Raw genomic sequence first — 26,441 nt, forward strand, 5'->3', positions numbered from 1 at the left:
ATCTTAGGTTTTTGCGGCCAGCCGTACTACGATGGCACTTCCTCACGACGAAGGAGCCGCCATGCCTCTCTACCTGATCGAGCGCAATTTTGCGGATCAACTCGAGGTCTCGCCCGAGGCCGCGGCCGGCATCATCCGCGTCAACGACGACGTCGGCGTGCGCTGGCTGTATTCGTTCCTCAGCGCCGACAAGAAGAAGACCTACTGTCTGTACGAAGCCCCCGGCATCGAGCCGATCCGCGAGGCGGCACGGCGCAACGGACTGCCGGCTGACGTGGTGATCGAGGTCGGCGAGCTGCGCCCGCCGGCGCTGCCGGCCGACCTCCTGTCGGCCTGAAGTTCATTTCGCCCGCGGGTCGTCCGCCGGATTGACGTAGGTGATGCCCCAGGGCCCGGTGCCGTGCAGCTGCACCACCGTTTCCTCGCTGGTCCAGGCGAAGTGCGGCGTCTTGGGCTGCAGGATCATCATGCCGCCCGCCACCACCGGCATCGACTTCTGCATGTCGAGCTTGTCGCCCAGGCCCATGTGGAATGTGCCCGAAAGCACGGTCACCCGCTCGACGGCCGGATGCCAGTGCGACGGTACCCGGTAGTTGGCCGGCACCTTGAGGCGCACCGTGAAGGGCACGGCCTCGCTCATCGGGCCTTCGATCACCGCGAGCTTCGCGCCGGGCGGCAGCGAGGGAACGTCGGCCCATTTGAGGTCGGCGGGCGAGATCATCTGGTGGTCGCCGGACTGGGCCCAGCTGGTGGCGATGGCCGCGATCAGGGCGGCGCCGATCGCCCAGGCGGCAAATGGCTGGCGTGTCATGGTGAGGTTCCTTTCCTTTCCGTGTCACCGGCGAAGCGCCGCCGGGGCGCAAGCGAGAGCCGCGGCTGCGTCTACAGCCGCACCACGTCGCCCTTCAACGAATAGAGGATCGCGACCACCTCGTTCTTCTCGGCCTGGTCGTAGCCGTTCTTGGTCATGGCCGCGACGATGTCGTCCATGGCGGCGACCAGCTCCTGCTCGCTGATGTTCATGCCCTTGTGGGCCGACACCAGGTCCTTGCCGGTGTAGCACTGCGGGCCGCCGCTGCCGGAGCAGAGGAACTCGACCACATGGCGCTCGACCTCGGCGCGGTTGCTGTTGGCGAAGCGCGAACGGATGAGCGGGTTGGCGTAGTGGTTCTCGACGACGTCGGTGACGAGGCGCTGGATGCGCTCCTCTCCGCCAAGTCGTTCGTACAGGGTTGCAGGCATGGGGCGCACTCCTTCGGGTTGAGGACCCGGCGGCGCCGAGCCCGAGACCCGAAGTTAGGCTTGGGCGCGCGGCCGCGCATCGCCCGAATTGACCATTTCGCGCCGTGCCGCCCCGGCCATCAGGATGGCTCCCGGCCCTCGGCCGCGACGCGGTGGCGGTGCGCCCAGGCCGCGGCCTCGGTGCGGCTGCGGCACTCGGTCTTGGCAAGGATGTGGCGCACGTGGTGCGCCACCGTGTGCGGACTGATGAACAGGCGCTCGGCGATCGCCTGGTTGCTGCAGCCGGCACAGAGCAGCCGCAGAACGGCGAGTTCGCGCCGGCTCAGGCCCTCGGGGGATGCCGACGGCGCCGCGCCGGCGCCCTCGAGTTCGCGCTGCAGCGCCTCGCAGCGCCGCGCCAGGCTGGCCATGCCCAGTTCGCGGCCGAGTGCGAGTGCCGCATCGAGCTGCGTGCCCGCGGCTGCCGCATCGCCGCGCGCGGCCAGCCAGCGCGCCCATTCCAGGCGGCTGTGCGCGAGCCAGGGACGGCCGCCGCAGCGCTCGTCCAGCGCAACCGCGGCCTGCAGGTGCACCGCGGCGTTCGCGTCGTCGCCGGCCAGCGCGGCCAGCATGCCGCGGTAGCGGTCCACGGCGCCGAAGCAGGCGATGTTGGTGCCGGTCACCACGTTGCGGCCGGCGTAGGGTGCGAGCAGCCGGTACAGCAGCGCCGCGCGCGGCCGGTCGCCGAGGCGGGCGCAGACCTCGGCCGCAAAGACGATGTTGGTCAGCCACATGCCGTCGCGCGCAATGCCGGCAAAGCCGTCGCCCGCGAGCGCCTCGTAGGCCTCTCGGGCCGGTTCGTGCAGGTCGAGTTCGGCACAGATCAGCGCGAGACCGGGCTGCCAGAGGCTGTCGCGAGGCACGCTGCCCACCAGCCCGCGCAGCACCGGCAGCACCTCGCCGAGGCGGCCCTGGTGGCGCCGCAGCACGAAGATCTGCAGGCTGTAGGCGCCCTGCGCGTTGCCGGGCAGGAAGCGCTGTCCGATCGTGAAGGTCTGGCCGGCCAGCCGCTCGGCATCTGCGAAGCGGCCCTCGTAGGCGGCGAGCAATGTGAGGCTGGCGAGCCCCATGGCCTGCATGAAGGGCTGGCGGATCGCGTCTGCCACCCGCGCATGGACCTGGGCCAGCGGGCGCGCCGCGGCGAGCTCGCCCTTCTCGACCAGGTCGCCGAAGTACCAGCCGGTCAGCGCGTCGACCCATTCCATGTGGCCGGCATGCTCGGCCACTTCGAGCGCCTCGCGCGCGCAGCGCAGGCGCTCGTCGAGCTGGGTGGGATCGGCGCGCGCCGGCAGGATCGCCGCCAGCGCCTTGAACAGCGGGTGCGGCATCGCCAGCCCGCGCGCCAGCGCGACCGCCTGGTGTTGCGCCGCGTTGGCCTGCGACTGCCGGCCGCAGAAGATGCAGGCGCGGCACAGCGCGGCCAGCAGGTCGACCTGCAGCGCGGCGTCGAAACCGTCCGACGAGGCCAACGCCTCTTCGAGCAGTGCCGCCGCCTGCTCGCCCGGGCGGCTGATGCGCCAGCCGTTGTTCTCGAAGCCGAGCGCCGCCTGCGCGAACAGGTCCGCGTCGCCGAGCGCGCGCGCCAGCGTGGCCGCTTCCAGGAAGGTGGCGGCACTGGCATCGTTCTCGCCGGCGTGCGTCTGCACCGCACCGAGCGCCAGCAGCAGCACGCCATGCCGCGCGCGCGCGGCCGGCAGCCAGCGCTCCTGCAACTGCAGCGCGAGGCGGTAGCAGCGCAGGGCTTCTTCGTGCGCCATCAGCGCCACGGCCCGCGCGGCGGCCTGCTGCGCGATGTCCAGCGCGCGCGCCGCATTGCCCGCGGGCAGGGCCGCGGCCGCGTGGTAGGCGAGCTGCGCCAGCACGGCGTCGAGCCGCCCGGCATGGCGCGCCTCGAGCGACTCGGCGATGCGCCCGTGCAGCGCGACGCGGCGTGCCGCGGGCAGCTCGTCATAGAGCACCTCGCGGATCAGCACGTGGCTGAACTGGTACTGCGGCCCGGGCGGCACGGCCTCGATGACGCGCTGCGCCAGCGCCTCGTCGAGCCTGCCCAGCAGCGTGGCCTCGCTGCCGGCGCCGGCCAGCTCGGCCAGGAGCGGCAGGTCGAAGTCGCGGCCGATGCACGCAGCGATCGCGAGCAGTTCGCAGCACGGCGCCGAGAGCTGGTTGAGCCGCTGGCCGATCACCGCGCGGATGCCGCTCGGCACGGTCCCGGCCCGCGCCGCGGCGGCGTGCGGGTCGTCCCCGCAGGGGCCCTGCTGCAGGAAACGCAGCATCTCGACCAGGTAGAGCGGATTGCCCTCGGTGCGGCGATGCATGGTCGCGATCACGGCGGGCGGCGGCGTCACGGCGCTGGCCGCGGCCACCATCCGCTCGGTTTCCTCGAGGCTCAGGCCCTGCAGCGGCAGGCGGCAGAACTGCCGCGTGTTCAGCAGCTCGGCCAGGGTGGCCGCCAGCGGATGCTGGCGCGACAGGCCGGCCTCGCGGTAGGAGCCGAGCAGCAGGATGCGGGATTCGCCGACGTCCTGGGCGATGAAGGCCAGCAGCCGCAGCGACGATGCATCGGCCCAGTGCAGGTTGTCGAGGATCAGCAGCAGCGGGCGCAGGGTCGCCACCTGGCGCCAGAAATGCGCAACCGCGGCAAACAACCGGAAGCGTGCCTGGTCGCCCTCGCCGATCGCCGGCACCGCGGTGCCGGGGGGCAGCCGCTCGGCGAGTTCGGGCGCAATCTCGACGGCCGCCGCGGCCTCGCGCCCGAGCAGCGCGGGCAGGCGCTCGTCGCGGCAGGCCCGCAGGCAGGCCTGCATCGCGCGGGTCCACGGCAGGAAAGGCGGCGCACCCGGCTCCTCGAGGCAGCGGCCCCACAGGGTCAGCATGCCGCGCCGCAGGGCCAGCGTTGCCACCTCCTGGGCCAGCCGCGTCTTGCCGATGCCGGCCTCCCCGCTCAGCATGACGACGCGGCCGCGCCCGGCCAGCGCCCCGCCGAGCGCATCGTGCGCCAGCTGCAATTCGCCGCGGCGGCCGACGAAGGGCTCGCTCGCGCCCGCCACCGCCGCTCTTGCGGCAGGCGCCGCACCGCAGGCCGGACATGAGGCATCGGCGTGCAGACGAACGCGCCCGCAGCGATGACAGCCGATCCGGTCCAGTGCAACCATGCCGCTCCTTGTGCTTGCCGGCCATGGGGCCGGCAAGAGCGAGTCTGCGCGCGGCGAGTGTCTGTAGGACTTAGGACTTACGCGACGGTGGAGGGGGCCGGGAGCCCGGCTCCGGCGGCGATGCCCGGGCATCGCGGCGCGCGCGCAGCACCCACGGCGTAGCCAGCAGGGCCAGCAACCGCACCAGCGCAATCTCCTGCGGCGTCCAGCGCGCGCGGGTGCCCAGCACGTTGAAGGTGGCCGCGCATCGGCCGTCTTCCAGCAGCGGCACGTTCACCACCGCGCGCAGGCCCAGCGTGGCAATGAGCGCATGGTCGTCGAACACCTCGGCCAGCGCCGCCTCGCCTTCGCCGACGAAGACCTCGGCGCGCAGCAGCAGGTGCTGCGTCCAGCGCGTGAGCGTCTTGCGCTTGCGGCCGGCCACCGGATAGGCCTGCGGGTCGGACGACCAGAGGCGCTGCAGCTGCACTTCGTCGGGCGGATCGTCCGGGGCCGTCGCGTTCAGGTTCACCGTGAGAAGCCCCGGGCCGAGCAGCGCGCGGCGCGCCGACTCGATGTGCCCCAGCGCGGCGTCGACCGTGGCGGCCCGCGGCAGCGCGTCGCACAGCTGCTCGCACACCTCGACGGACAGCACCTCAGTCAAGCTTGATCCCGAGGTCCCGGATGACCTTGCCGTAGCGCTCGGTGTCCCTGCGCAGCGCCGCAGCCAGCTGCTCGGGCGTGCTCTTCACCAGCTCGACGCCGATCGCATCCATGCGGGCGCGCACTTCGGGCACCGCCAGCGCCTTGTTGATCTCGGCATTGAGCCGCGTGACCAGCTCGGCGGGCATGCCCGCGGGTCCGAACGCGGCGTACCACACGCTCATCTCGTAGCCGGGCAGCGTCTCGGCGACGGTGGGCGTGTCGGGCAGCAGCGCGGAGCGCCTGGGCTCCGTCACGGCCAGCAGGCGCAGCTTGCCCGCCTTGACGTGCGGCAGCGTCTGCGTGCCGGCGGAGAACAGCACCTGGGTCTGGTTGCCCACCGTGTCGAGCACGGCCGGCGCGCCGCCCTTGTAGGGCACGTGCAGCATGTCGATGCCGGCCGCCTTCTTGAACATCTCGGCGCTCAGGTGGTTGGTGGAGCCGCCGCCGGCCGAGGCGTACGCCAGCTTGCCGGGGTTGGCCTTGGCGTAGGCGATGAATTCGCGCAGGTCCTTCGCCGGCACCGAGGGGTTCACCACCATCGTGTTGATCACGTTGGCCACCAGCGCAATGGGCGTGAAGTCCTCCGCGCCCTTGAAGGGCATGCCGGGCATCAGCGCGGGATTCATCGCGTGCGTGCTCATCGAGCCGATCAGGAGCGTATAGCCGTCGGGCCTGGCCTTGGCGACGAAGTTGGAGCCGATGTTGCCGGAAGCGCCGACGCGGTTGTCGACCACCACCGGCTGGCCCATCGACTTGCCGAGCTGCTCGGCAATGGCGCGCGCCAGGATGTCGGTCGAGCCGCCGGCGGCCCAGGGGACGATCAGCGTGATCGGCTTCTCGGGGTAGGCGGCCGGTGCGGCCTGCGCGGCGCATGAGAAGGCCAGCAGAAGCAGGCCCCGCAAGGCACGTTGGAGCATGGTGATGTCCTTGGAACGAAGGTGAGGAAGTTGAAGCAAAGGCGGTGGAGATCAGCGGCCCACGGCATAGCCCTGCATGCCGCGCGGATTGGCGCCGGCGCGCAGCACCAGCCGGCCCTGCGCGTCATGTTCGCGGCTGCAGGCGGACATGCGGCTTTCGGACCAGGCATCGCCGACCTGCACCTGGTGGCCCATTGCGCGCAGCTGTTCGAGCGTCTCGGGGTCGAAGCGCGATTCCAGCGTCAGCGTGTTGAGCGTGGTCTGGCGCGGCCAGAAGGAGCCGGGGGCGTGCTTGACGTGCCAGGCCGGCGCATCGATGGCTTGCTGCAGGTTGAGGCCGTGCACCGCATGGCGCAGGAAGAAACCGACCGACCACTGGTCCTGCTGGTCGCCGCCGGGGGTGCCGAACGCCATGTAGGGCTCGCCGTCGCGCAGCGCCATCGACGGCGACAGCGTGGTGCAGGGTGCGACGCGCGGCTCGAGCGAGCTGGGCAGCCCTTCGTCGAGCCAGCTCATCTGCAGCCGCGTGTTGAGCGCAAAGCCCAGCGCCGGAATCGCGGGGCTCGAGGACAGCCAGCCGCCCGAAGGCGTGGCCGCGACCATGTTGCCGTGCCGGTCGATCACGTCGATGTGGCAGGTGTCGCCCACGAAGATCTCGCGCTCCGCCCATTCGGCGACCGGCGGCAGCGCGGCGAAGGTGGGCTCGCCGACGCCGAAGCGTGTGTCGGCCGTGCGCAGGGTCCGCGCACTCACGTCCAGGTCGGGCAGGCGCGGCGCAAGGCCGAGCGGCTCGCCTGGCCGCAGCGTGTCGGACGCGCGCTCTGGATCGACCATGGCCCAGCGTTCGCGCAGATAGGCGTCCGACAGCAGCGCCTGCTGCGCATCGGCGCGCGCGCCGGACGCCGCGCCATACCACGCCAGCCGGTCGGCCAGGGCCAGCTTGGCGGCCTCGGTGATGCGGTGCACGAAGCCTGCCGTGCCGGGCAGGTGATGCTCGAGCCCCGCGTGGCGCAGCATGCCGATCTGCTGCAGGAACGCCGGCCCCTGGCTCCAGAAGCCGCACTTCGCGACCGTGTAGCGGCCGAACTGCGCCGTGAGCGGCGCCTCGGTGGCAACGCGCCACGCGGCCATGTCCTCGTAGCGCAGCAGGCCGGCATGCGCCTCTCCGCTGCTGTCGCGCACGGCGGTGCCGCGGCAGTAGCTGTCGATCTCGCGCGCCACGAAGCCCTGCTGCCAGATGCGGATTGCCGCATCGATCACGCCGGTGCGGCCGCTGCCTTCGCGCTCGGCGGTCTCGACGATGCGGCTGTAGGTGGCCGCCAGCGCCGGCAGCCGGAACAGCGAACCGGGCTGCGGCAGCTTACCTCCAGGCAGCCACACCTTGGCCGACGAATGCCAGTGTTCGAGGAACAGGCCGCGCACCGCAAGAATGGCCTCGGCGGCGCGCGACACCAGCGGAAAGCCATCGCGCGCATAGCCGATCGCCGGTGCCAGCACCCCGGCGAGCGACCAGGTGCCGTGCTCGCGCAGCATGGTAAGCCAGGCGGGGAACGCCCCCGGCACCGTGGCCGCCAGGAGGCCGATGCCCGGCACCTGCTCGAAGCCGAGCGCGCGGAATGCCGCAGCGCTGGCCTCGGCCGGCGCGCAGCCCTGTCCGCGGATGGCGTGCATGCGCCGCTCGCGTTCGCTCCACAGCAGGATCGGCGCCTCGCCGCCGGGGCCGTTGAGATGCGGCTCCACCACCTGCAGCACGAAGCCCGCGGCCACGGCGGCGTCGAAGGCGTTGCCACCGCGTTCGAGCACGCCCATCGCGGTCTGCGAGGCCAGCCAGTGGGTCGAGGAGGCAACGCCGAAGGTGCCGGCGATTTCAGGACGGGTCGTGAACATCCGGCCGAGTGTAGAAACAACGAATAGCGGCCACTGCATATTTTCTGATGAATGCATGCATCTATTGCTATACCTCTCGCATAGGATGGCGGCATGCCGGCGCCGACACTGCAACACCTCACGCCGCGGCTCAAGCTGCGCCACTTCGCCCTTCTCGCGGAGCTCGAGCGCCAGCGCTCGGTCAGCCGCGCGGCGCAGCATCTCGGCCTGAGCCAGCCCACCGTCACGCGCGCGCTCGGCGAGATCGAGAACATCTTCATGACGCCGCTGTTCACCCGCGGCGGGCGCGGCTTGGAGCCCACGGCCGCGGGCCTGCTGGTGCTGGCGCGGGCACGGGTTGCGCTGGCCGATGCGCAATCGCTGGGCGAGGACCTGGCAGCGCTCGGCACGGGGCTGCAGGGGCGGCTGCGCATCGGCGTCATTCCCTTTCTTTCGGGCGTCACGCAGGACGCCGTCTGGCAGCACCTGCTGGCGGTGCGGCCGCGCCTGGGCTTCATGGTCGAAGAGGCCACGACCCATGCGCTCGTCCAGGCCGTGCAGGCGCGCACGCTGGACTGCGCGATCTGCCGCTTCACGCCGGCCAGCGCCGAAGCCGGGCTGGCACAGCAGTTCCTCTACAAGCAGGAGCCGCGCCTCGTGGTGTCGCGCGCGGCCGCCCAGCGGCTGCTGCGGCGCGGACTGGACTGGGAGGCCTTCGTGTCCCTGCACTGGATCTTCCCGCCGGCGGACACGCCGATCCGCCAGATGATCCATTCGATCTTCGCCTCGGCCGGACAGCCGGTGCCAGTGCCGCTGCTGGAGGCCTACGCGCACAAGACGCTGGTGTCGGTGCTGCGGCACATGCCCGATGCGATCACCATCCTGCCCGACGACATTGCGCAGGAGGTGGCCGATGCGAGCGGCGCCCGCGTGATGCCCCAGCGCCTGCAGTGGAATCTGCCGCCCGTGGGCGTGGTGCGGCTGCAGGATGCGGCCAACGCGGCCGTCGTGGATGCGATGACCGAGGCGCTTCGCAGCGCGCGGCCCTAGCGGCTGGAAAGCGCCTGCGCCGCCTGGGCCAGCCCGGCATCCGCCTGGCTGCGGAACTCCCGCGGCGTGACGCCGTTCTGCAGCCTGAAGCGGCGGGCGAAGTAGACCGCGTCGCCGAAGCCGCACTGCCGCGCGATGTCGCCGATGCGGGCGTTCGACGTCACCAGCAGTTCCTTCGCGCGTTCGAGGCGGCGCTCGGTCACCAGCTCGGTGAAGGTGCGCTGGGTCTGCTTCTTGAGCAGGTGCGCAAGGTAGTTGGGCGAGAGCATGGCCGCCGCCGCGGCATCGTTGAGCGACATCTCCTCGGCCAGGTGCTCGCGCACGTAGCGCATCACGCGCTGCAGCGCAGCGTGGCCCGCGCTGCGGCCACCCTGCAGCGCCGCCTGCGCGAGCAGCGGCCCCTCGTGCCGGTGGCAAACCAGCGCCATCAGCTGCAGCAGGATGCCGCGGATCGCGCCCACGGTACCGAAGCGCCGCTCCCGGTTCAGCGCGGCGAGTTCATCGAGCCATTCGAGGATGCGCGCGAAATCGGCATCGCCGAAATGGAAGTCCAGGCACTCCTGGAACAGGAAGGGCGCGAGCTCGGGCTGGCGCGCGGCCGGCACCTCCTCCAGGTCGAGCGCCTCGACCGCCAGCTCGGGCCAGAGAAAGCCCTGGTCGAAGTTCACGATGGCATAGCGCGCACCGGGCGGATGCGGCACCACGTGCACGCGATACGGCAGCACGAAGCTCAGGTGCCCCGCGGTGAACGGGCGCACCGCGCCGCCGATCACCTGCTGCGAGCCGCCGTGGATGCTGACCTGGATCTGGAAATACTCGTGCCGGTGCGGCCGCGCCAGCACGTCGCGCGCGCCTTCGAAGCGGATGTCGAAGTCGAGGTGGTTCGCGCGCTCCTGCATGCCGTAGAGGCGCAGGCTGCTGGATGGAAGGGCCGACATGGCGCGATAGTAAGCCCCAGCCCAGGCTGGCCCTGCAGGCGGCCCGGTGTTGCCTGCGTCCTGTTTTTGCGTAGATGCGTACGCACGCACCGCCGCAGCGCGCTCCAGAATGGCCCGGCCGGCTGCGGCCGGCCTTCATCGCCTTTCATCAAAGATCCAGGAGACAAAGACCATGTCCAATTCACGACGCGGCCTGCTGGCCGGCTCCGCCGCCGTGGCCGCCAGCGCCATGGCAGGCTGCGCGCTGCCGGCCGGCGGCGCATCGCGCTCGGCGCCCACGCCGTTCACGGTGGCGCAGGCCACGGTGCCAATCGCCGGCAGCGAGCAGGCGTTTCCGGTGCGCCGCATCTACTGCATCGGCCGCAACTATGCGGCCCATGCGCGCGAGATGGGCTCCGACCCCAGCCGCGAACCGCCCTTCTTCTTCCAGAAACCGGCGGACGCGATCCAGGTCGTCATGCCCGGCACCGTGGCCGACCATCCGTACCCCACGTTGACGAAGAACTACCACTACGAGGTGGAGCTGGTGGTCGCGCTCGGCAAGGGCGGCCGCAACATCGCGGCGGCGGATGCGCTGGACCTGGTCTACGGCTATTCGCTCGGGCTGGACATGACCCGGCGCGACCTGCAGCGCGAGATGGGCGACCAGAAGAAGCCCTGGGAGATCGGCAAGAGCTTCGACCATTCGGCGCCCATCGGGCCGATCCATCCGGTGGCCAAGGTCGGCCACTACAGCGACGGCGCGATCTGGCTCAAGGTGAACGGCCAGACCAAGCAGAATGCCACGCTCAAGCACATGATCTGGTCGGTGGCGGAGCAGATCAGCCGCCTGTCGCAGGCCTTCGAGTTGATGCCCGGCGACATCATCTATTCGGGCACGCCCGAGAACGTGGGCCCGGTGGTGCGCGGCGACGTGATCGAGATCCACATCGACGGCCTGCCGAACCTGTCGATGCGCATCGTCTGAAGGACGAGCGTGGCGCTCAGAAGGTGTGAAGGAACCGTCGCGAGCGCCCCGAGCTTGCGTCGAGGACCGGAGCCGTACTCGCGTACGGTGAGGACCGCAGATGCGAGATCGGGGTGCGCAGCAGGTTCATTCACACCTTCTCAGCTGCCGGCCACTTTCATGCGGTTGACCAGCACCGAGCCCGTGGTCTTGGCGCCGAAGGTGTAGGCATCGGCGCCGATGGCCTCGATGCCCATCAGCATGTCCTTCAGGTTGCCGGCAATGGTGATCTCGTGCACCGGGAAGGCGATCTTTCCCTTCTCGACCCAGAAGCCGCTCGCGCCGCGCGAGTAGTCGCCGGTCACGTAGTTCACGCCCTGCCCCATCAGCTCGATCACGAAGAGGCCGGTGCCGAGCTTGGCGAGCATCGCGTCGAGGTCGTCGCCGGGCTGGGTGAGGCGCGAGCTCAGGATCAGGTTGTGCGAGCCGCCGGCGTTGCCGGTGGTCTTCATGCCCAGCTTGCGCGCGGAATAGGTCGAGAGAAAGTAGCCTTCGAGCCGGCCGGCATCCACCACCTTGCGCGCACGGGTCGCCACGCCCTCGTCGTCGAAGGGCGAGCTGCCCTTGCCGCGCAGGATGTGCGGGTCTTCGGCCACGTCGACGTGCTTGGGCAGCACCGGCTTGCCGAGCGAATCGAGCAGGAAAGTGCTCTTGCGGTACAGCGCCCCGCCGCTCACGGCCTGCACCAGCCCGCCCAGCAGCCCGACGGCCAGCGGCGACTCGAACAGCACCGGGCATTCGGTGGTCTTGATCTTGCGCGACTTGAGCCGGCTCAGCGCCCGTTCGGCGGCATAGCGGCCCACCGCCTGCGGGCTGGCCAGTTCGTCGGCCGAGCGCATGGAGCTGTACCAGGAGTCGCGCTGCATGTCGTCGCCCTTGCCGGCGATGGGCGCGACCGACATCGAATGCCGCGAGCTGGCGTAGCCGCCGCGGAAACCGTGGGTGTGGGCACTGAAGAAATGGCTCTGCTGGGCCGAGACGCCCGCGCCTTCGCTGTTGGTGATGCGCTTGTCGGTCGAGAGCGCCGCCTCTTCGCATTCGAGCGCGAGCCTGGCCGCTTCTTCGCTGGTCACGCTCCAGGGATGGAACAGGTCGAGTTCGGGGTGTTCCCTGGCGATGTCTTCCTCGTCGGGAAGGCCGCTGACCGGGTCTTCGGCGGTGAAGCGGGCGATGTCGTAGGCCGCCTGCACGGTCTGGGCGATGGCGGCCTCGGAGAAGTCGGAGGTGCTGGCGTTGCCGCGGCGGTGGCCCACGTAGACCGTGATGCCCAGCGACTTGTCGCGGTTGCGCTCCACGTTCTCGAGCTCGCCCTTGCGGACCGAGACGCTGAGGCCGCAGCCCTCGGAGGCCTCGGCGCCGGCATCGGTGGCACCGAGCTTCTTGGCGTGGGCCAGGGCCGTGTCGACCAGGTTTTCGAAGAAGGAGCGGCTGTAGGCGAAGCCGGAATCGGCGCGCGAGGAAGATGTCGTCATGTGGTGGCTATGATACTTGCGCCCCCCAAATCCCGTTTTGCCCCGGCTTCCCGTTGCGCATTGCACGCGTTGCAACGCCGCACGGTGCGGCCCAGAATCCACCCCATGTCCCGCAAACCCAAAAAAGGCTATTTCGTCCGTGGCCAGTTCGTCGCCGAAGGCAGCGAGCTCGACCTCGAGCTCAAGCGCGAGCTCAAGGGCACCGACGAAGCCAGCCGCACCGATCTCAAGCGCGAAAGCGATGAACTGCAAAAGCTCGGCACCGAGCTGCTGGGCCTGCGCGCCGGCCTGTTCGACGCGCTGCCGCTGGACGAAAAACTGGTCGACGCCGTCGCCGAAGCCAAGCGCATCACCAATTTCGAGGGCAAGCGCCGCCAGATGCAGTTCATCGGCAAGCTGATGCGCAAGCTCGAACCCGAGGTGCTCGAAGCCGTGCGCGCCGCCCTCGCCGAGCAGAACAGCGTGCCAGCGGCCGAAACCGCCGCGCTGCACGAGGCCGAACGCTGGCGCGACCGGCTGATTGCCGACGACGATGCGCTGGGCGGCTGGATCGAGACCCACCCCGCCACCGATTCCCAGCAGCTGCGCGCCCTGGTGCGCCAGGCCCGCAAGGACATGAAGGCCGGCCCGGCCGGCGAGGCGCCGCGCCAGGGCAAGGCCTACCGCGAGATCTTCCAGCTGGTGCGCGCGCAGCTCGCGGTGCACGGCGGTGCAGACCACGCTGCGGCGGCGGCCGCGCAAGACCGGGAAGAGGACGCATGAGTGCCCCGTCTTTCTCCCTCCCCTCCCGGGGGAGGGCCGGGGTGGGGGCAAGCGGCGCCACCATCGGGCGCTCTGCGCGCCCCCATCCCAACCTTCCCCCGGAAGGGGAAGGAGCAACACCATGACCACACCCGCCCCCGTCCGCATCGGCATCGTCTCCATCAGCGACCGCGCCTCCAGCGGCACCTACGAGGACAAGGGCCTGCCCTCGCTGAAGGAATGGCTAGCCCGGGCGCTGAAAAACCCGATCGATTTCGAGGCCCGGCTGATCCCCGACGAAGCGGCCCTCATCAGCGCCACGCTGATCGAGCTGGTCAACGCCGGCTGCTCGCTGGTGCTGACCACCGGCGGCACCGGCCCGGCCCTGCGCGACGTGACGCCCGAGGCCACGCTGGCCGTGGCCCACAAGGAAATGCCGGGCTTCGGCGAGCAGATGCGCCAGATCAGCCTGCGCTTCGTGCCCACCGCGATCCTTTCGCGCCAGGTGGCGGTGATCCGCGACAAGAGCCTGATCATCAACCTGCCGGGGCAGCCGAAGTCGATCGCGGAAACGCTCGAAGGACTCAAGGACACCGAAGGCGTGCAGGTGGTGCCCGGCATCTTCGCGGCGGTGCCCTACTGCATCGACCTGATCGGCGGACCGTACCTGGAAACGGACGACACGGTCTGCAAGGCCTTCCGGCCCAAGTCGGCCATCAGGCGCTGAGCGGGCCGGCCTGATCATCATCATCGCGCCGGTGCGCGATGCGATAGAGCAGCGGCAGCACCAGCAGCGTCAGCACGGTCGATGACAGGATGCCGCCGATCACCACCGTGGCCAGCGGGCGCTGCACCTCGGCGCCGGTGCCGGTGGCGATGGCCATCGGCACGAAGCCCAGCGACGCGACCAGCGCAGTCATCAGCACCGGCCGCAGCCGCGTGAGCGCGCCTTCGCGGATCGCCGCATTGAGCGGCAGCCCGCCTTCGCGCAGTTTGCGGATGAACGAGATCATCACCAGCCCGTTGAGCACCGCCACGCCCGACAGCGCGATGAAGCCCACCGCCGCCGAGATCGACAGCGGGATGCCGCGCAGCCACAGCGCGACGATGCCGCCCGTGAGCGCGAACGGAATGCCGGTGAACACCAGCAGCCCGTCCTTCAGGTTGCCGAACATCGCGAACAGCAGCGTGAACACCAGCAGCAGCGACACCGGCACCACCACCTGCAGCCGGTCGGTGGCCGACGCCAGGTTCTCGTACTGGCCGCCCCATGCGGTCCAGTAGCCCGGCGGAATGCTCACCTTGCGCATCGCTTCCTCGGCCTCGGCCACGAAGGAGCCGAGGTCGCGGCCGCGCACGTTGGCGCTCACCACGATGCGCCGCTTGCCGTCTTCGCGGCTCACCTGGTTCGGGCCCGGCGCAAGCTCCAGCGTGGCGACTTCGCCGAGCGGGATGAAGCTGGCGCGCTGCGGCGCCTGCGCGCCCGCGCCCACGGGCAGCGCCACCGGCAGGCGCTTGATCGCCTCCAGGTCGGTGCGCAGGTCCTCGGGCAGCCGCACGATGATGCCGAAGCGCCGGTCGCCATCGAACAGCGTGCCCGCCTCGCGCCCGCCCACTGCGATGGAGACCGCGTCCTGCACATCGCCCACGTTGAGGCCGTAGCGCGCGGTCTTGCCGCGGTCGATGTTCACCGTGAGCATCGGCAGGCCGCTGGTCTGCTCGACCTTCACTTCGGCGGCGCCGGGGATCCTGCCCAGGGTTTGCGACACCTCGGCCGCCGTCTTATCCAGCACCTCCATGTCGTCGCCGAAGATCTTCACGGCCACGTCGCTGCGCACGCCCGAGATCAGCTCGTTGAAGCGCAGCTGGATCGGCTGCGAGAACTCGTAGTTGTTGCCCGGCAGCTTCTCGACCTCTTGCTGCACGGCAGCCAGCAGTTCGGCGCGCGTGCGGCGTGGCTCGGGCCACTCGCTCTCCGGCTTCAGCATGATGTAGCCGTCGGAAATGTTCGGCGGCATCGGGTCCGACGCGATCTCGGCCGTGCCGGTGCGCGCGAACACGCGCTCGATCTCCGGGAACTTCGCCTTCAGCGTGCGTTCGATCTGCTTCTGCATCTCGACCGACTGCGTGAGGCTGGTGCCCGGGATGCGCAGCGCCTGGATCGCGAAGTCGCCCTCGCCGAGGCTCGGCACGAACTCCGTGCCCAGGCGCGTGGCCAGCAGGCCCGAGAGCAGCACCGCCACCACCGCGATGGTGATGACCAGCGGCCTGGCCGCCATCGCGCGCGCCAGCAGCGGTTCGTAGCCGCGCCGGGCCCACTGCATCAGCCGGTTCTCCTTCTCGCTCACCTTGTGGCCGATGAAGAGCGCCACGGCCGCGGGAATGAAGGTGATCGACAGGATCATCGCGCCCAGCAGCGCGATCACCACGGTGAAAGCCATCGGGTGGAACAACTTGCCCTCGACGCCCGCGAGCGCAAAGATCGGCAGGTACACGACCATGATGATCAGCTGGCCGAACAGCAGCGGGCGCCGCGCCTCCTGCGAGGCCGCGAACACCTCGTGGAAGCGGTCGCTGCGCGTCAGCGCCCGCCCATGCCTGGCCTGCGCATGGGCGAGGCGCCGCACGCAGTTCTCCACGATCACCACCGCGCCGTCGATGATGATGCCGAAGTCCAGCGCGCCCAGGCTCATGAGGTTGGCGCTGACCTTCTGGTTCACCATGCCGGTGAAGGTGAAGAGCATCGACAGCGGAATCACCAGCGCGGTGATCAGCGCCGCGCGCAGGTTGCCGAGGAACAGGAACAGCACGGCAATCACCAGCACCGCGCCCTCGAACAGGTTCTTCTTCACCGTGGCGATGGCCTTGTCGACCAGCACCGTGCGGTCGTACACGGTGACGGCCTTCACGCCCGCGGGCAGCGTGCGGTTGATCTCCTGCATTTTTTTATCGACCGCCTGCGAGACGGTGCGGCTGTTCTCCCCGATCAGCATGAACACCGTGCCCAGCACCACCTCGCGGCCGTTGTCGGTGGCGGCGCCGGTCCGCAGTTCCTGGCCGATGCCGACCTCGGCCACGTCCTGCACCCGCAGCGGAATGCCTCCGGCGTTGCCCAGGATCACGTTGCCGATGTCCTCCACCGACTTCACCTGGCCCGGCGCGCGGATCAGGTACTGCTCGCCGCGCTTCTCGATGTAGCCCGCGCCCACGTTGGCATTGTTGCGCTCCAGCGCGAGCGCGATGTCGCTCATCGTCAGGCCGTGCGCCAGCAGCTTGGCAGGGTCGGGCGCGATCCGGAACTCCTTGGCGTGGCCGCCGATGGAATTGATCTCGGTCACGCCTTTCACGTTGCGCAGCTGCGGCTTGATGATCCAGTCCTGGATCTCGCGCAGGTCGGTGGGCGTGTAGGGCTTGCCGTCGGCCTTCTTCGCGCCCTCTTCGGCCTCCACGGTCCAGAGATAGATTTCGCCCAGCCCGGTCGAGATCGGCCCGATCACCGGCGAGATGCCGCTGGGCATGTTCTCCCTCGCCGACTGGATGCGCTCGTTCACGAGCTGCCGCGCAAAGTAGATGTCGGTGCCGTCCTCGAAGATCACCGTCACCTGCGAGAGGCCGTAGCGCGACAGCGACCGGGTCTGCTGCAGCCCCGGCAGGCCGGCCATCACCGTCTCTATGGGGTAGGTCACGCGCTGCTCGGCCTCCAGCGGCGAATAGCCGGGCGCGGCGGTGTTGATCTGCACCTGCACGTTGGTGATGTCGGGCACCGCGTCGATCGGCAACTTCTGGTAGCTGAAGATGCCGAGGGCCGCCATGCCCAGCACGGCCAGCAGCACCAGCCAGCGCTGCTCGATGGAAAACCGGATGACTCGTTCGAACATGCGGCGTCCTCAGTGGGTGTGCGTGGCAGAGCTCTTGCCCTGCTGCGACTTCACGACGAAGCTGCCGCTCGCGGCATGGGCCGCGCCGGGCGCGAGGCCGCTCAAGACCTCGATGCGCCGGCCGTCGCTGCGGCCGGTCTGCACGTGCCGCGGCAGGAAGCCGCCCGGCACCTTGAGGAAGACGGTGGGCTTTTCCTCCACCGTCTGCACCGCGTCGGCCAAAACCGTCACCGGGGCCTCTGCCTCCGACGAAACGAGCTCCACATTCACGAACAGCCCGGGCCGCCAGATGCGCTGCGGATTCGTCACCGTGACGCGCGCCGTGGCCGTGCGCGTCTGCGCGCCGATCAGCGAGCCCACGTAAGACACCGTGCCGCTGGCCGTCTGGTCGAAGGCGCTGGAGCGGATGGTCACCGGCTCGCCAATGCGCACCAGGTTGAGGTTGTTCGCGGCCACGCTGATCTCGGCCCACACGGTCGAGAGATCGGAAATGGTGAAGACGCTGGCGTCTTCCTTCACCGATTCGCCGAGCGAGATGTGCTTTTCGACCACCATGCCGTCGAAGGGCGCACGCAGCTCGTAGCGGCCCAGGGCCGAAGAAGCGGGCGCAGCGCCCAGCGCCAGCAGCTTCTGGTTCGCATTGGCCACCGCGATCTGCGCCTCCTGCATGGCCTGCTGGGCCTGCAGGTAGTCCTGCTGGGCCGAGATCTTCTCTTCCCAGAGTTTCTTCTCGCGCTGGTAGGTGGTGCGGGCCAGCTCGAGCCGGCGCTGCGCCGACTGAAGCTCGCTGCGCTGCTCCGAAAGCGTCGGGCTCGACAGCACGGCGAGCACCTGCCCGCGCTTGACCTCCTGCCCGAGCTTGGCCGGTACGCTCTCGACCACGCCCGCCACGCGCGGCACCACGTGGGCCGTGCGGTCTTCGTTGAACTTGATCTCCCCTGGCAGCTGCAGCGACGACCGGATGCGCGCCGGGGCGGCGCTTTCGATGGCCATGCCGGCGGCCTGGATCTGCGCGTCGGTGAAGGCGATCTTTTTCTCTTCTTCCTTGTGCTCCTCGCCGGCGTGGCCCCTGGCTTCGCCGTGACCGTGGCCGTGTTCGTCCTTGCCCTCGGCGCCGCCTTCCTCATGGTGCTCGCCATCGGCATGCCCCTCGGCTTCCGAATGCCCGGCGGCTTCGGGCGTGGACGGCGCGGTGCGCAGGATCATTGCGCCGGCTGCCAGGCCCACGACCAGCACGGCCACGATGGCCGTCCACTGCTTCTTGCCGACGCGCTCGGCGAAGGTCTTGCGTTCTTCTTCGGTGTTCATGATTCGTGCATTCCTTGTCAGCGCGCGGCGGGTGCCGCATGCGGGGTTTCTTCTTCGCCGCCGGTGCCCAGCAGCCGGTCGAGCTCGGCGGCCGCGCGATGCGCGTCGGCCACGGCAAGCAGGTGCTGGTTGCGAACCTGGAACAGCGTTCGCTGCGCATCGAGCGCCTCGAGAAAGCTGAACTTGCCGAGCTCGAAGCCTCTGGCGGCGGCCTTGTAGGCGGCTTCAGCGCCGGGCAGCGCATCGCGCTGCAAGGTCTGGGCGGTGGCACGCGCCGAGCGCAAGCGTTCAGTGGCCTGCGCGACGTCGGCGCCCAACTGCAGTTCGGCCGCGGCGAGTTCGTCGCGCGCCTTCTCTTCGCGGCTCAGTGCCTCGGCCACATTGCCGCGGTTGGTGTCGAAGATCGGCAGCGGCACCGACAGGCCCACCACGACCTGGTTGCGGTCGCTGCTGCCCATGCCCTCATCGGCGGGCACGCGCTTCGCACCCAGCGACACGGTGACATCGGGTACGCGCCGGGCCTGTTCCAGGTCTGACAGCGCCTGGCGCCGCTCGACCTCGAGCCGCGCCTGGCGCAGCACCGGCGCCGCGGAAAGCCGGCTCTCCACATTCCCCGCCGCAGCCGGCAGCCGGTCGAGCGCGCCGTCCGCCTGCGTGAAGCGCGGGTTCGGGTTGCCCCAGAGCGCAGCCAGCTGCTGGCGTGCCGAACGCAGCGCGCCTTCGGCCTGCAGCAGCTCGACGCGGATGCCGGCCTCGGCCACGCGCGCGCGGCTTTCTTCCAGCGGCGAGACCTTGCCGGCCGCCACGCGGTTGGCGGCGGCGCGGGTGGCCGCCTCCGCAAGCCCCACCGAGTCCTGCGCCAGGCGCAGGCGCTCCTGCGCAGCCAGCACTTCGAAGAACAGCGTGATCGCCGATGCGCGCAGCTCGGAACGCCGCGCGAGCAGCGCCGAGGCGGCCTGGTCGCGCGCACGCTCGGCCGCCGTCACGCGGGCCGCGCGCTTGCCGCCCAGCTCGATGGGCTGGCTCAGCTGCAGCGTGGTGGTGCGGTTGCCGCGGCGCAGGTCTTCCACCTGCGCCTCGAGCACCGGGTTGGGCCATGCACCGGCCTGCACCAGGGCCGCATCGGTGGCTTCCCGCTCGCGCGAGGCGGACGAAAGCCCGGGGTTGAACTGCTGTGCGAGCGCCAGCGCGCTGCGCAGGTCGAGCGGGCCGGCGGGCTCCGCCGTTCCCGCGGCCGTGTGCCGGATCGGCGAAAGGTGGGAACCGGCAATGGGTTGTGAAAATGCCGGGGGCACCGCCAAGGCCATCACGGCCAGCGGCACGAAGAGCGTGCGCATCGAATTCTCCTGGGTTGCAAAACAACGGACGGACGAATTCGGCGAGAGCTCAGCTGATGTCGGGTATCAGGGGGATGGGTTGTTCTCTCGCCGAATCAAAGGGCGAGAGGCCATGCGGGAGGCACGGGCACTTCGGTGATGTGCGAGATGAAATGTTCGGCGGTCACGGCGCGCAGCGCCTGCGCCGTCGGCAGCAGCGCATGCGCGCGATCGGAAGCCGAGGGCAGGTGTTGGGCCTGGCCCAGGTGGCAGGCGGCGCAATCGCCGAGCGCGGTGTTGGGCTGGTTGCCGGGGCTGTTCTGCGCGTCGTCGGTGCGGGAGCTGCCCGCGCTGCGGTCCGGCTCGTGCTCGTGATGGCCCCAGTGGCGCGGCTGGGCATCGCGCTCGTGCTGGCAATAGGCGGCCGATGCCGCCCAGCTGAACTGGAACGGCAGCAGAAGCAGCAGGAAGATCGGGAGCCAGCGGCGCATGGAGCAAAAAGTATATCGGCGGCACGTGGCATGCCGGTCTGCAATGCCCCCGCGGTTTGCAGGTTGCGCGCAATGTAAGACGAGCGCGCCGGGCTTTGTCCGTCGCCTGGATTACGAATTCGTAACCTCCACGGGCCCTGTCCCATCGTTAACATCCGTCGATGCGAATTCTGGTCATTGAAGACGAGCCCAAGCTGGGCGACTACCTGAAGAAGGGCCTGGAAGAGAACGGCTACGTGGTCGACATCGCGCGCGACGGCATCGAAGGCCGCTACCTTGCCACCGAGGGCGACTACGCGCTGGTCCTGCTCGACGTGATGCTTCCCGGCATCGATGGCTTCGCGGTGCTGCAGGCGATCCGGCGCACCAGCAACGTGCCCGTGCTGGTACTCACCGCGCGCGACAAGGTCGAAGACCGGGTCAACGGCCTGCAGCAAGGCGCCGACGACTACCTCGTCAAGCCCTTTTCCTTTTCCGAACTGCTGGCGCGCATCCAGGCCCTGCTGCGCCGCGGCAAGCCGCAGGAGTCCACCGTGCTGCGGCTGGCCGACCTGGAGCTCGACCTGGCCAGCCGCAAGTGCTTTCGCAACCGCACGCGGCTCGACCTCACGGCCAAGGAGTTCACGCTGCTGGTGGTGCTGCTGCGCCGCCGCGGGCAGATACTTTCGCGCAGCACGCTGGCCGAGCAGGTGTGGGAGATGAACTTCGACAGCGACACCAACGTGGTCGAGGTGGCCATCCGCAGGCTGCGCAGCAAGATCGACGATCCGTTCGACGTCAAGCTGCTGCACACGGTGCGCGGCATGGGCTACGTGCTCGAGGATCGTTCCTGGTCGTGAGCCCGGCACGGCCGCATTCGATCCGCAACCGGCTCACCTCCTGGTTTGCCGCGCAGGCCTTCTTCTGCCTCAGCGTGGCCTGCCTCGCGGTCTACCTGGTGACGGCGTGGAGCTTCGGCGAGAAGCAGGACGCCGAGCTCGACCACAAGGCGCAGCTGGTGCGGCACCTGCTCGAGGAAGGCGAGAAGGACGGTGATCTCTCGTTCCTGCGCCACAAGCTGGAGGATTTCTTCTCGCTGCAGGACGACGTCAGCCTGTCGATCGCGCGGCAGTCCGACGGCAGTGTTTTCTTTCGCTCGGCACCGCCCGCGGGCGGGCGCTGGATCCAGCGCGACTTCGTGTACACGTGGGGCCAGGCGGGCGGCGGCACGCCGCTTTCGATCCGCATCGGCATCGACGTGGCAAGGGACGTGGTGCTGCTGCGCCGGCTTGCATGGACGCTGCTTGCGGCCGCCGTGCTGGGCACGCTGCTGGTGTCGCTGACCGGCGCGCACCTGGTGCGGCGCGGGCTGCGGCCGCTCGAGGCGCTGGCCGAACGCACCGCCGCATTGACGCCCGACCACATCAACCGGCCCATCGACGCATCGGCGTTCGCGCGGGAACTGCACCCGTGGATCACGCAGTTCAATGCCCTGCTGCTGCGCGTGCAGAAGGCCTATGTGCAGCTCGAATCGTTCAATGCCGACGTCGCGCACGAGCTGCGCACGCCGCTCGCCAACCTGATCGGCTCCACCGAGCTTGCGCTGTCACGCCCACGGCCGAACGACGAACTGCAGGCCGTTCTCGCCTCCAATCTCGAGGAAGTCGGCAGGCTCTCGGGCATCGTGACCGACATGCTCTTTCTCTCGCAGGCCGAGCGCGGCGCGCCGCTGCGCGTCAAGGCCGGCACGAGCCTGGCCGCGCAGGCGCGCGACGTGATCGACTTCCACGACGCCATGCTCGAGGAGGCCGGGCTCGCGGCCGTTGTCACGGGGGAGGCCGTGGCGGACGTCGACGCGTCCCTGGTGCGGCGAGCGCTTTCCAACCTGCTGGGCAATGCGATCCGCTTCGCGGCGCCGGCGTCGCGCATCGGCATCGAAATCGGCACGGGCCCGGACGAAGCCACGCTCACCGTCGTGAACCGCGGCGCCCCGATCGCGGCCGAGACGCTGCCGCGCCTGTTCGAGCGCTTCTACCGCGCCGACCCCGCACGCGACAGGTCGGCGCGCCACCACGGCCTGGGGCTCTCGATCGTGGAGGCGATTGCGCGCATGCATGGCGGCCGCGTGTTCGCCTCCAGCGCGAACGGCGAGACCCGCATCGGCTTCGCGGTGCCGCTCGCGCGCTGACGGCGCATCACGGCTTGGCGCGCGCCTCGGCCTCTTCGGCCTTGGCGGGAGCCTTGGCTCGCCCCATCACCAGGTTGATCAGCGGCCCCGTCATCGCGGTGGTGGCGAGCGCCATCACCAGCAGCATGGTGAAGAGCTCAGGGCCGATCAGGCCCACGTCGAGTCCGATCTTCATCACGATGAGTTCCATCAGGCCGCGCGCATTCATCAGCGAGCCGGTGGCCAGGCTGTCGCGCCAGCCGTAGCCGGCGATGCGCGCGCCGGCCGCGCCGCCGGCGATCTTGCCGACAGTGGCAACAGCCACGATCAGCAGCATCGCACCCAGGCTCGCGCCGGAGAAGGCATTCGCCGTGGTGCCCAGCCCGGCGAGGGCGAAGAACAGCGGCATCAGCACGACGATGGAAATCGGCTCGATGCGTTCGCTCAGCGAGCGCAGCAGGCGGTCGTCGCGCGGCAGGCAGGCGCCGAACAAAAAGGCACCGAACACCGCATGCAGATGCAGCCATTCGGTCAGCAGCGCGGTGACCAGCAGGCCGATCATGAGCGAGGCCATCACCGTGGTCGAAGGCTCGCCATCGGGCGCCTTCACGCGCAGCAGCCAGGCAAAGGCCGGCTTCAGGCCGAAAAACAGCAAGGCAAGCATGACGGCCACGCCGGCCGTGATCTTGATGAGGCCGGCGTAGCCCTCGCCCGCGCCAACCAGGGCCACCACGAAGGCCAGCAGGATCCAGGCGAACACGTCGACCACCGCGGCGGCGCTGAGCGAAAGCTGGCCGAAGGAGGTGCGCGTCATGCCGCGGTCCTTGAGGATGCGCGCCATGACCGGAAAGGCCGTGATGGAGAGCGCCGCCGCCATGAACAGCGCGAAGGGCCAGAAAGCGACGCCGGCCGGCGCAAGCGTGGGATACAGCGCCGGCGAGACCGCAAGGCCCAGCGCCATCGGCACGATCACGCTGAGCACGCCCACGGCGCCCGCCGCCTTGAGCTGCGAGCGCATGTTCCGCGAGGCGCGCAATTCCAGGCCGACGACGAACATGAACAGCACCAGCCCCACCGTCGACAGCGACGAAAGGCCTTGCAGCAGGTCCTTGGAGAACAGCTGCGCGTGCAGCGACGGAAAGAGCGCGCCCATGACCGCCGGCCCGAGCATGAGCCCCGCGGCCATTTCGCCCACGACGCTGGGCTGGCCCACATGGCGAAGCACCCAGCCGCAGATGCGCGCAGTGGTGAGGATGACGACGAGCTGCAGCAGCAGCGAGGTGACGGACATGGACGAAATGGCGGTGACGGGTATCGCCCGATCTTAGTTTGCCCCGCGCGTGCCGCTCAGTCGGTCTTCGGAGAGCGCATCAGCCGCAATCCGTTGGCCACCACCAGCAGGCTCGCGCCCATGTCGGCGAACACGGCCATCCACATGGTGGCGCTGCCGAACACCGCGAGCACGAAGAACACGGCCTTGATGCCGAGCGCCAGCGTGATGTTCTGCCACAGCACCGCATGCGTGCGGCGCGAGAGGCGGATGGTTTCGGGCAGGCGCCGCAGGTCGTCGTTCATGATGACCACGTCGGCCGCCTCCATGGCGGTGTCGGTGCCGGCGCCGCCCATCGCAAAGCCGATGTCGGCCTGCGCGAGCGCGGGTGCATCGTTGATGCCGTCGCCCGCCATGCCGGCCATGCCGTGGCGCTGCTGCAGCGCCTTGATGGCCTCGAGCTTCTCCTCTGGCAGCAGGTTGCCGCGCACGTCGTCGATGCCCGCGTGCATGCCGATCGCCCTGGCCGTGGCGGCGTTGTCGCCGGTCAGCATCACGGGCGTGACGCCCAGCGCGCGCAGCTCGGCCATGGCCGCCTGCGAGGAGGGCTTGATGGTGTCGGCCACCGCGAACAGCGCCAGCACGGCCTGGCCGGAGGCCAGCAGCGTGACGGTGCGCCCCGCTTCCTCGTGCTGCTTCAGCTCGGCCTCGAGCGCGGGACTGCACAGCCCCTTCTCTTCGATCAGGCGGTGGTTGCCAAGCACATAGCTGCGGCCTTCGTGCTCGGCCTGCACGCCGCGTCCGGGCAGGGCCCTGAAGTCGCCGACCGGCTGGTGCTCGCGATCCAGGCCTTCGGCAATGGCCTTCGACACCGGATGGTCGGAGCGGCCCGCGATGCTCGCGGCAATCGCAAAGACCGCAGCTTCATCCGATGCGCGGTCGAGCAGGCGCGACGCGACCAGCTTGGGCTTGCCTTCGGTGATGGTGCCCGTCTTGTCCAGCGCCACGGCCTTGAGCCTGCGCGCCTCTTCGAGGTAGGTGCCGCCCTTGATCAGGATGCCGCGCCGCGCGGCCGAAGCCAGCGCGCTCACCACCGTGACGGGTGTCGAGATGACGAGTGCGCACGGGCACGCGATGACCAGCAGCACCAGCGCCTTGTAAATGGCCTCGGTCCAGCTCCAGCCCATGAGCCAGGGCGTGAGCAGCGCAACGGCAACGGCCAGCACGAAGACCGCGGGCGTGTAGACGGCCGCAAACCGGTCGACGAAGCGTTGCGTGGGCGCGCGCGTGCCCTGTGCCTCTTCGACCGCATGGATGATGCGGGCGAGCGTGGTGTTGGCCGCCACCGCGGTCACGCGGAATTCGAGTGCGGCCGTCTGGTTGATGGTGCCCGCGAACACCGGATCTCCCACCATCTTGTCGACCGGGATGCTCTCGCCCGTGACCGGCGCCTGGTCGATGGCGCTCGCGCCCTCGGTCACCACGCCGTCCAGCGGCACGCGTTCGCCGGGCCGGATGCGCACCACGGCATCGAGCGCCACCGCATCGGCCTTGGCAGTCTTCCAGCTGCCGTCGGGCTGCCTGACCTCGGCCAGCTCGGGCGCCAGCGCCAGCAGGCCCTGGATGGCGTTGCGGGCGCGGTCGACGGCGCGCGCCTCGATCAGTTCGGCAATGGCATAGAGCGCCATGACCATCGCGGCCTCGGGCCAGTGCCCGATCAGGAAAGCGCCCGTGACCGCCGCGGCCATCAGCGCGTTGATGTTCAGGCGCCCGCGCAGCAGCGCGGCAAAGCCCTTCTTGTAGGTGTCGAGGCCGGCCAGCGCGATGGCTGCGAGCGCGAGCCCCATCTCCGCCGCCATGAACCCGGCGCCCTCCAGTGCGAGGAAGGAAACCGCCTCGGCCGCGATGGCCAGCGCCAGCGCGGCAATGAGGCGCACGAGGCCGCTGCCCATGCCCACGATGCCTGCGGGAGCAGTGGCTGCCTGTGCGCCGGCAGCCGGGCTGCCTGCCGCATCGTTCAGCGGTTCGGGCTTGAAGCCGGCCTTGCGGATGGCGTCGAGTGCACCGGCCATGGCACCGTCGTCGGCCGTGATGGCCATCGTGCGGTCGCCGAGCCGAAAGCGCAGCCCCCGCACACCCGCGACCGGTTCGAGCGCGCGGCGGATCTCGGACTCTTCGACCGCGCAGTCCATCGTGGGAATGCGGAAGAGCAAGGCGCCCTTCGGGATGTCGGCAGCAGGCATGGCGACGGCCGGCGAGCCGCAGGCCGGGTTGCCGCAGCAGGCCGTTTCGGGAGCGGCCTGCGCATGGGAGTGGGCATGCGGCGCCATCGGTTTCAGGGCATTCTGGTTCGTCATGAAACCGATTGGAAACCCTGAAGCAGGTGTAGAGTCAAACGACGATTCCTCCACTTCATTCTTGCCGCATCATGAAAATCGGAGAACTGGCCAAGGCCGCGAACACGCCGGTCGAAACCATCCGGTACTACGAGCGCGAGCAGCTGCTGCCCGAGCCCGCGCGCACCGAGGGCAACTACCGCATCTACGACGACGAGCATGCGCAGCGGCTGGGCTTCATCCGCCGCTGCCGTTCGCTGGACATGACGCTCGACGAGATCCGCAGCCTGCTGAGGTTCCGCGATGCACCGCAGGAAGACTGCGGCGAGGTCAACCAGCTGCTGGACGACCACATCGGCCACGTGGCCGCGCGCATCCGCGAGCTCAAGACGCTGGAGAAGCAGCTGAAGGCACTGCGCCAGCAATGCTGCGGCTCCGAATCGGCGCGCAACTGCGGCATCCTGCAGGAGCTGGACACCGCCGCACCGGCCACCGAGCCGTTCGGGCAGCACGCGGGGCATGTGCATGGGCCGCTGCACAACGCGGCGGCGAAGCGTTCGGCTTGAGGAACAGGAGGGCCCTCCAGCCC

Annotated in this window: 22 protein-coding genes; 8 read left to right on the forward strand and 14 right to left on the reverse strand. The window is 69.8% G+C overall.

Going from position 1 to position 26,441, the window contains the following annotated elements; translation table 11 throughout:
* The first annotated feature begins 61 nt into the window (after positions 1-61).
* Entirely contained in the window at positions 62-337 is a 276-nt protein-coding gene (locus tag IB278_RS12285) for a DUF4242 domain-containing protein (protein ID WP_145746244.1), read from the forward strand.
* A 3-nt stretch (positions 338-340) separates the two neighbouring features.
* On the opposite strand, the gene IB278_RS12290 is transcribed toward IB278_RS12285, so the two are convergent.
* The 6 genes from IB278_RS12290 to IB278_RS12315 form a co-directional block, all read right to left on the reverse strand.
* Positions 341-811: a cupin domain-containing protein gene (locus IB278_RS12290; protein ID WP_145746243.1), complete on the reverse strand. Its 471-nt coding sequence runs from the start codon at positions 809-811 to the stop codon at positions 341-343.
* Between the two features lie 71 nt (positions 812-882).
* Positions 883-1,242 (reverse strand): group I truncated hemoglobin, encoded by a 360-nt coding sequence (locus IB278_RS12295; RefSeq protein ID WP_145746242.1) that lies wholly within the window; start codon positions 1,240-1,242, stop codon positions 883-885.
* A gap of 119 nt (positions 1,243-1,361) precedes the next feature.
* Complete coding sequence (locus IB278_RS12300) at positions 1,362-4,433, reverse strand: helix-turn-helix transcriptional regulator (RefSeq protein WP_192323559.1); 3,072 nt, start codon at positions 4,431-4,433, stop codon at positions 1,362-1,364.
* A gap of 70 nt (positions 4,434-4,503) precedes the next feature.
* Positions 4,504-5,067, reverse strand: coding sequence for a GAF domain-containing protein (locus IB278_RS12305; protein WP_261380375.1), 564 nt, complete (start codon positions 5,065-5,067; stop codon positions 4,504-4,506).
* Position 5,068: 1 nt separating this feature from the next.
* Positions 5,069-6,034, reverse strand: a complete 966-nt coding sequence (locus IB278_RS12310; protein WP_145746240.1) for a Bug family tripartite tricarboxylate transporter substrate binding protein — start codon at positions 6,032-6,034, stop codon at positions 5,069-5,071.
* Positions 6,035-6,085: 51 nt separating this feature from the next.
* Positions 6,086-7,921, reverse strand: coding sequence for a gamma-glutamyltransferase family protein (locus tag IB278_RS12315; protein ID WP_145746239.1), 1,836 nt, complete (start codon positions 7,919-7,921; stop codon positions 6,086-6,088).
* A 93-nt stretch (positions 7,922-8,014) separates the two neighbouring features.
* On the opposite strand from IB278_RS12315, the gene IB278_RS12320 reads away from it, so the two are divergent.
* The gene (locus tag IB278_RS12320; protein ID WP_145746238.1) at positions 8,015-8,950 is read left to right on the forward strand and encodes a LysR family transcriptional regulator; all 936 of its coding nucleotides are present in this window, start codon (positions 8,015-8,017) and stop codon (positions 8,948-8,950) included.
* On the opposite strand, the gene IB278_RS12325 is transcribed toward IB278_RS12320, so the two are convergent.
* Positions 8,947-9,849 (reverse strand): helix-turn-helix transcriptional regulator, encoded by a 903-nt coding sequence (locus IB278_RS12325; RefSeq protein WP_145746267.1) that lies wholly within the window; start codon positions 9,847-9,849, stop codon positions 8,947-8,949. The genes IB278_RS12320 and IB278_RS12325 overlap by 4 nt on opposite strands.
* A gap of 211 nt (positions 9,850-10,060) precedes the next feature.
* Here IB278_RS12325 and IB278_RS12330 point away from each other — a divergent pair, with 211 nt between their 5' ends.
* The gene (locus IB278_RS12330; RefSeq protein ID WP_192323560.1) at positions 10,061-10,855 is read left to right on the forward strand and encodes a fumarylacetoacetate hydrolase family protein; all 795 of its coding nucleotides are present in this window, start codon (positions 10,061-10,063) and stop codon (positions 10,853-10,855) included.
* Between the two features lie 140 nt (positions 10,856-10,995).
* On the opposite strand, the gene pmbA is transcribed toward IB278_RS12330, so the two are convergent.
* Entirely contained in the window at positions 10,996-12,366 is a 1,371-nt protein-coding gene (gene pmbA / locus IB278_RS12335) for a metalloprotease PmbA (protein WP_145746236.1), read from the reverse strand.
* A 105-nt stretch (positions 12,367-12,471) separates the two neighbouring features.
* On the opposite strand from pmbA, the gene yjgA reads away from it, so the two are divergent.
* Both yjgA and mog read left to right on the forward strand, forming a co-directional pair.
* Positions 12,472-13,128, forward strand: a complete 657-nt coding sequence (gene yjgA, locus IB278_RS12340) for a ribosome biogenesis factor YjgA (protein WP_192323561.1) — start codon at positions 12,472-12,474, stop codon at positions 13,126-13,128.
* A 121-nt stretch (positions 13,129-13,249) separates the two neighbouring features.
* A complete protein-coding gene (gene mog / locus IB278_RS12345; protein WP_145746234.1) occupies positions 13,250-13,834 on the forward strand; it encodes a molybdopterin adenylyltransferase in 585 nt (194 codons plus the stop codon).
* On the opposite strand, the gene IB278_RS12350 is transcribed toward mog, so the two are convergent.
* The 4 genes from IB278_RS12350 to czcI form a co-directional block, all read right to left on the reverse strand.
* Complete coding sequence (locus tag IB278_RS12350; protein WP_192323562.1) at positions 13,824-16,985, reverse strand: CusA/CzcA family heavy metal efflux RND transporter; 3,162 nt, start codon at positions 16,983-16,985, stop codon at positions 13,824-13,826. The two genes, mog and IB278_RS12350, sit on opposite strands and share 11 nt — an antisense overlap.
* A 9-nt stretch (positions 16,986-16,994) precedes the next feature.
* Positions 16,995-18,293, reverse strand: a complete 1,299-nt coding sequence (locus IB278_RS12355) for an efflux RND transporter periplasmic adaptor subunit (protein ID WP_192323563.1) — start codon at positions 18,291-18,293, stop codon at positions 16,995-16,997.
* A gap of 17 nt (positions 18,294-18,310) precedes the next feature.
* Positions 18,311-19,630 (reverse strand): TolC family protein, encoded by a 1,320-nt coding sequence (locus IB278_RS12360; RefSeq protein WP_145746231.1) that lies wholly within the window; start codon positions 19,628-19,630, stop codon positions 18,311-18,313.
* A gap of 95 nt (positions 19,631-19,725) precedes the next feature.
* A complete protein-coding gene (gene czcI / locus IB278_RS12365; protein ID WP_145746230.1) occupies positions 19,726-20,100 on the reverse strand; it encodes a cation efflux protein, CzcI family in 375 nt (124 codons plus the stop codon).
* A 161-nt stretch (positions 20,101-20,261) separates the two neighbouring features.
* On the opposite strand from czcI, the gene IB278_RS12370 reads away from it, so the two are divergent.
* On the forward strand, positions 20,262-20,939 hold the full coding sequence (locus tag IB278_RS12370) for a heavy metal response regulator transcription factor (protein WP_145746229.1): 678 nt from the start codon (positions 20,262-20,264) through the stop codon (positions 20,937-20,939).
* The gene (locus tag IB278_RS12375; RefSeq protein ID WP_192323564.1) at positions 20,936-22,267 is read left to right on the forward strand and encodes a heavy metal sensor histidine kinase; all 1,332 of its coding nucleotides are present in this window, start codon (positions 20,936-20,938) and stop codon (positions 22,265-22,267) included. Before IB278_RS12370 ends, IB278_RS12375 begins: the two co-directional genes overlap by 4 nt.
* A 7-nt stretch (positions 22,268-22,274) precedes the next feature.
* Here IB278_RS12375 and IB278_RS12380 read toward each other — a convergent pair whose 3' ends face one another.
* Positions 22,275-23,537, reverse strand: a complete 1,263-nt coding sequence (locus IB278_RS12380; protein ID WP_145746227.1) for a cation:proton antiporter — start codon at positions 23,535-23,537, stop codon at positions 22,275-22,277.
* A gap of 56 nt (positions 23,538-23,593) precedes the next feature.
* Complete coding sequence (locus IB278_RS12385) at positions 23,594-25,873, reverse strand: heavy metal translocating P-type ATPase (RefSeq protein WP_145746226.1); 2,280 nt, start codon at positions 25,871-25,873, stop codon at positions 23,594-23,596.
* A 71-nt stretch (positions 25,874-25,944) separates the two neighbouring features.
* Between IB278_RS12385 and cadR the strand changes: the two genes are divergently transcribed.
* Entirely contained in the window at positions 25,945-26,418 is a 474-nt protein-coding gene (gene cadR / locus IB278_RS12390; RefSeq protein WP_145746225.1) for a Cd(II)/Pb(II)-responsive transcriptional regulator, read from the forward strand.
* The last annotated feature ends 23 nt before the right edge of the window (positions 26,419-26,441 follow it).

Source organism: Variovorax sp. VRV01 (assembly GCF_014852545.1).
GTDB lineage: Bacteria > Pseudomonadota > Gammaproteobacteria > Burkholderiales > Burkholderiaceae_C > Variovorax > Variovorax beijingensis_A.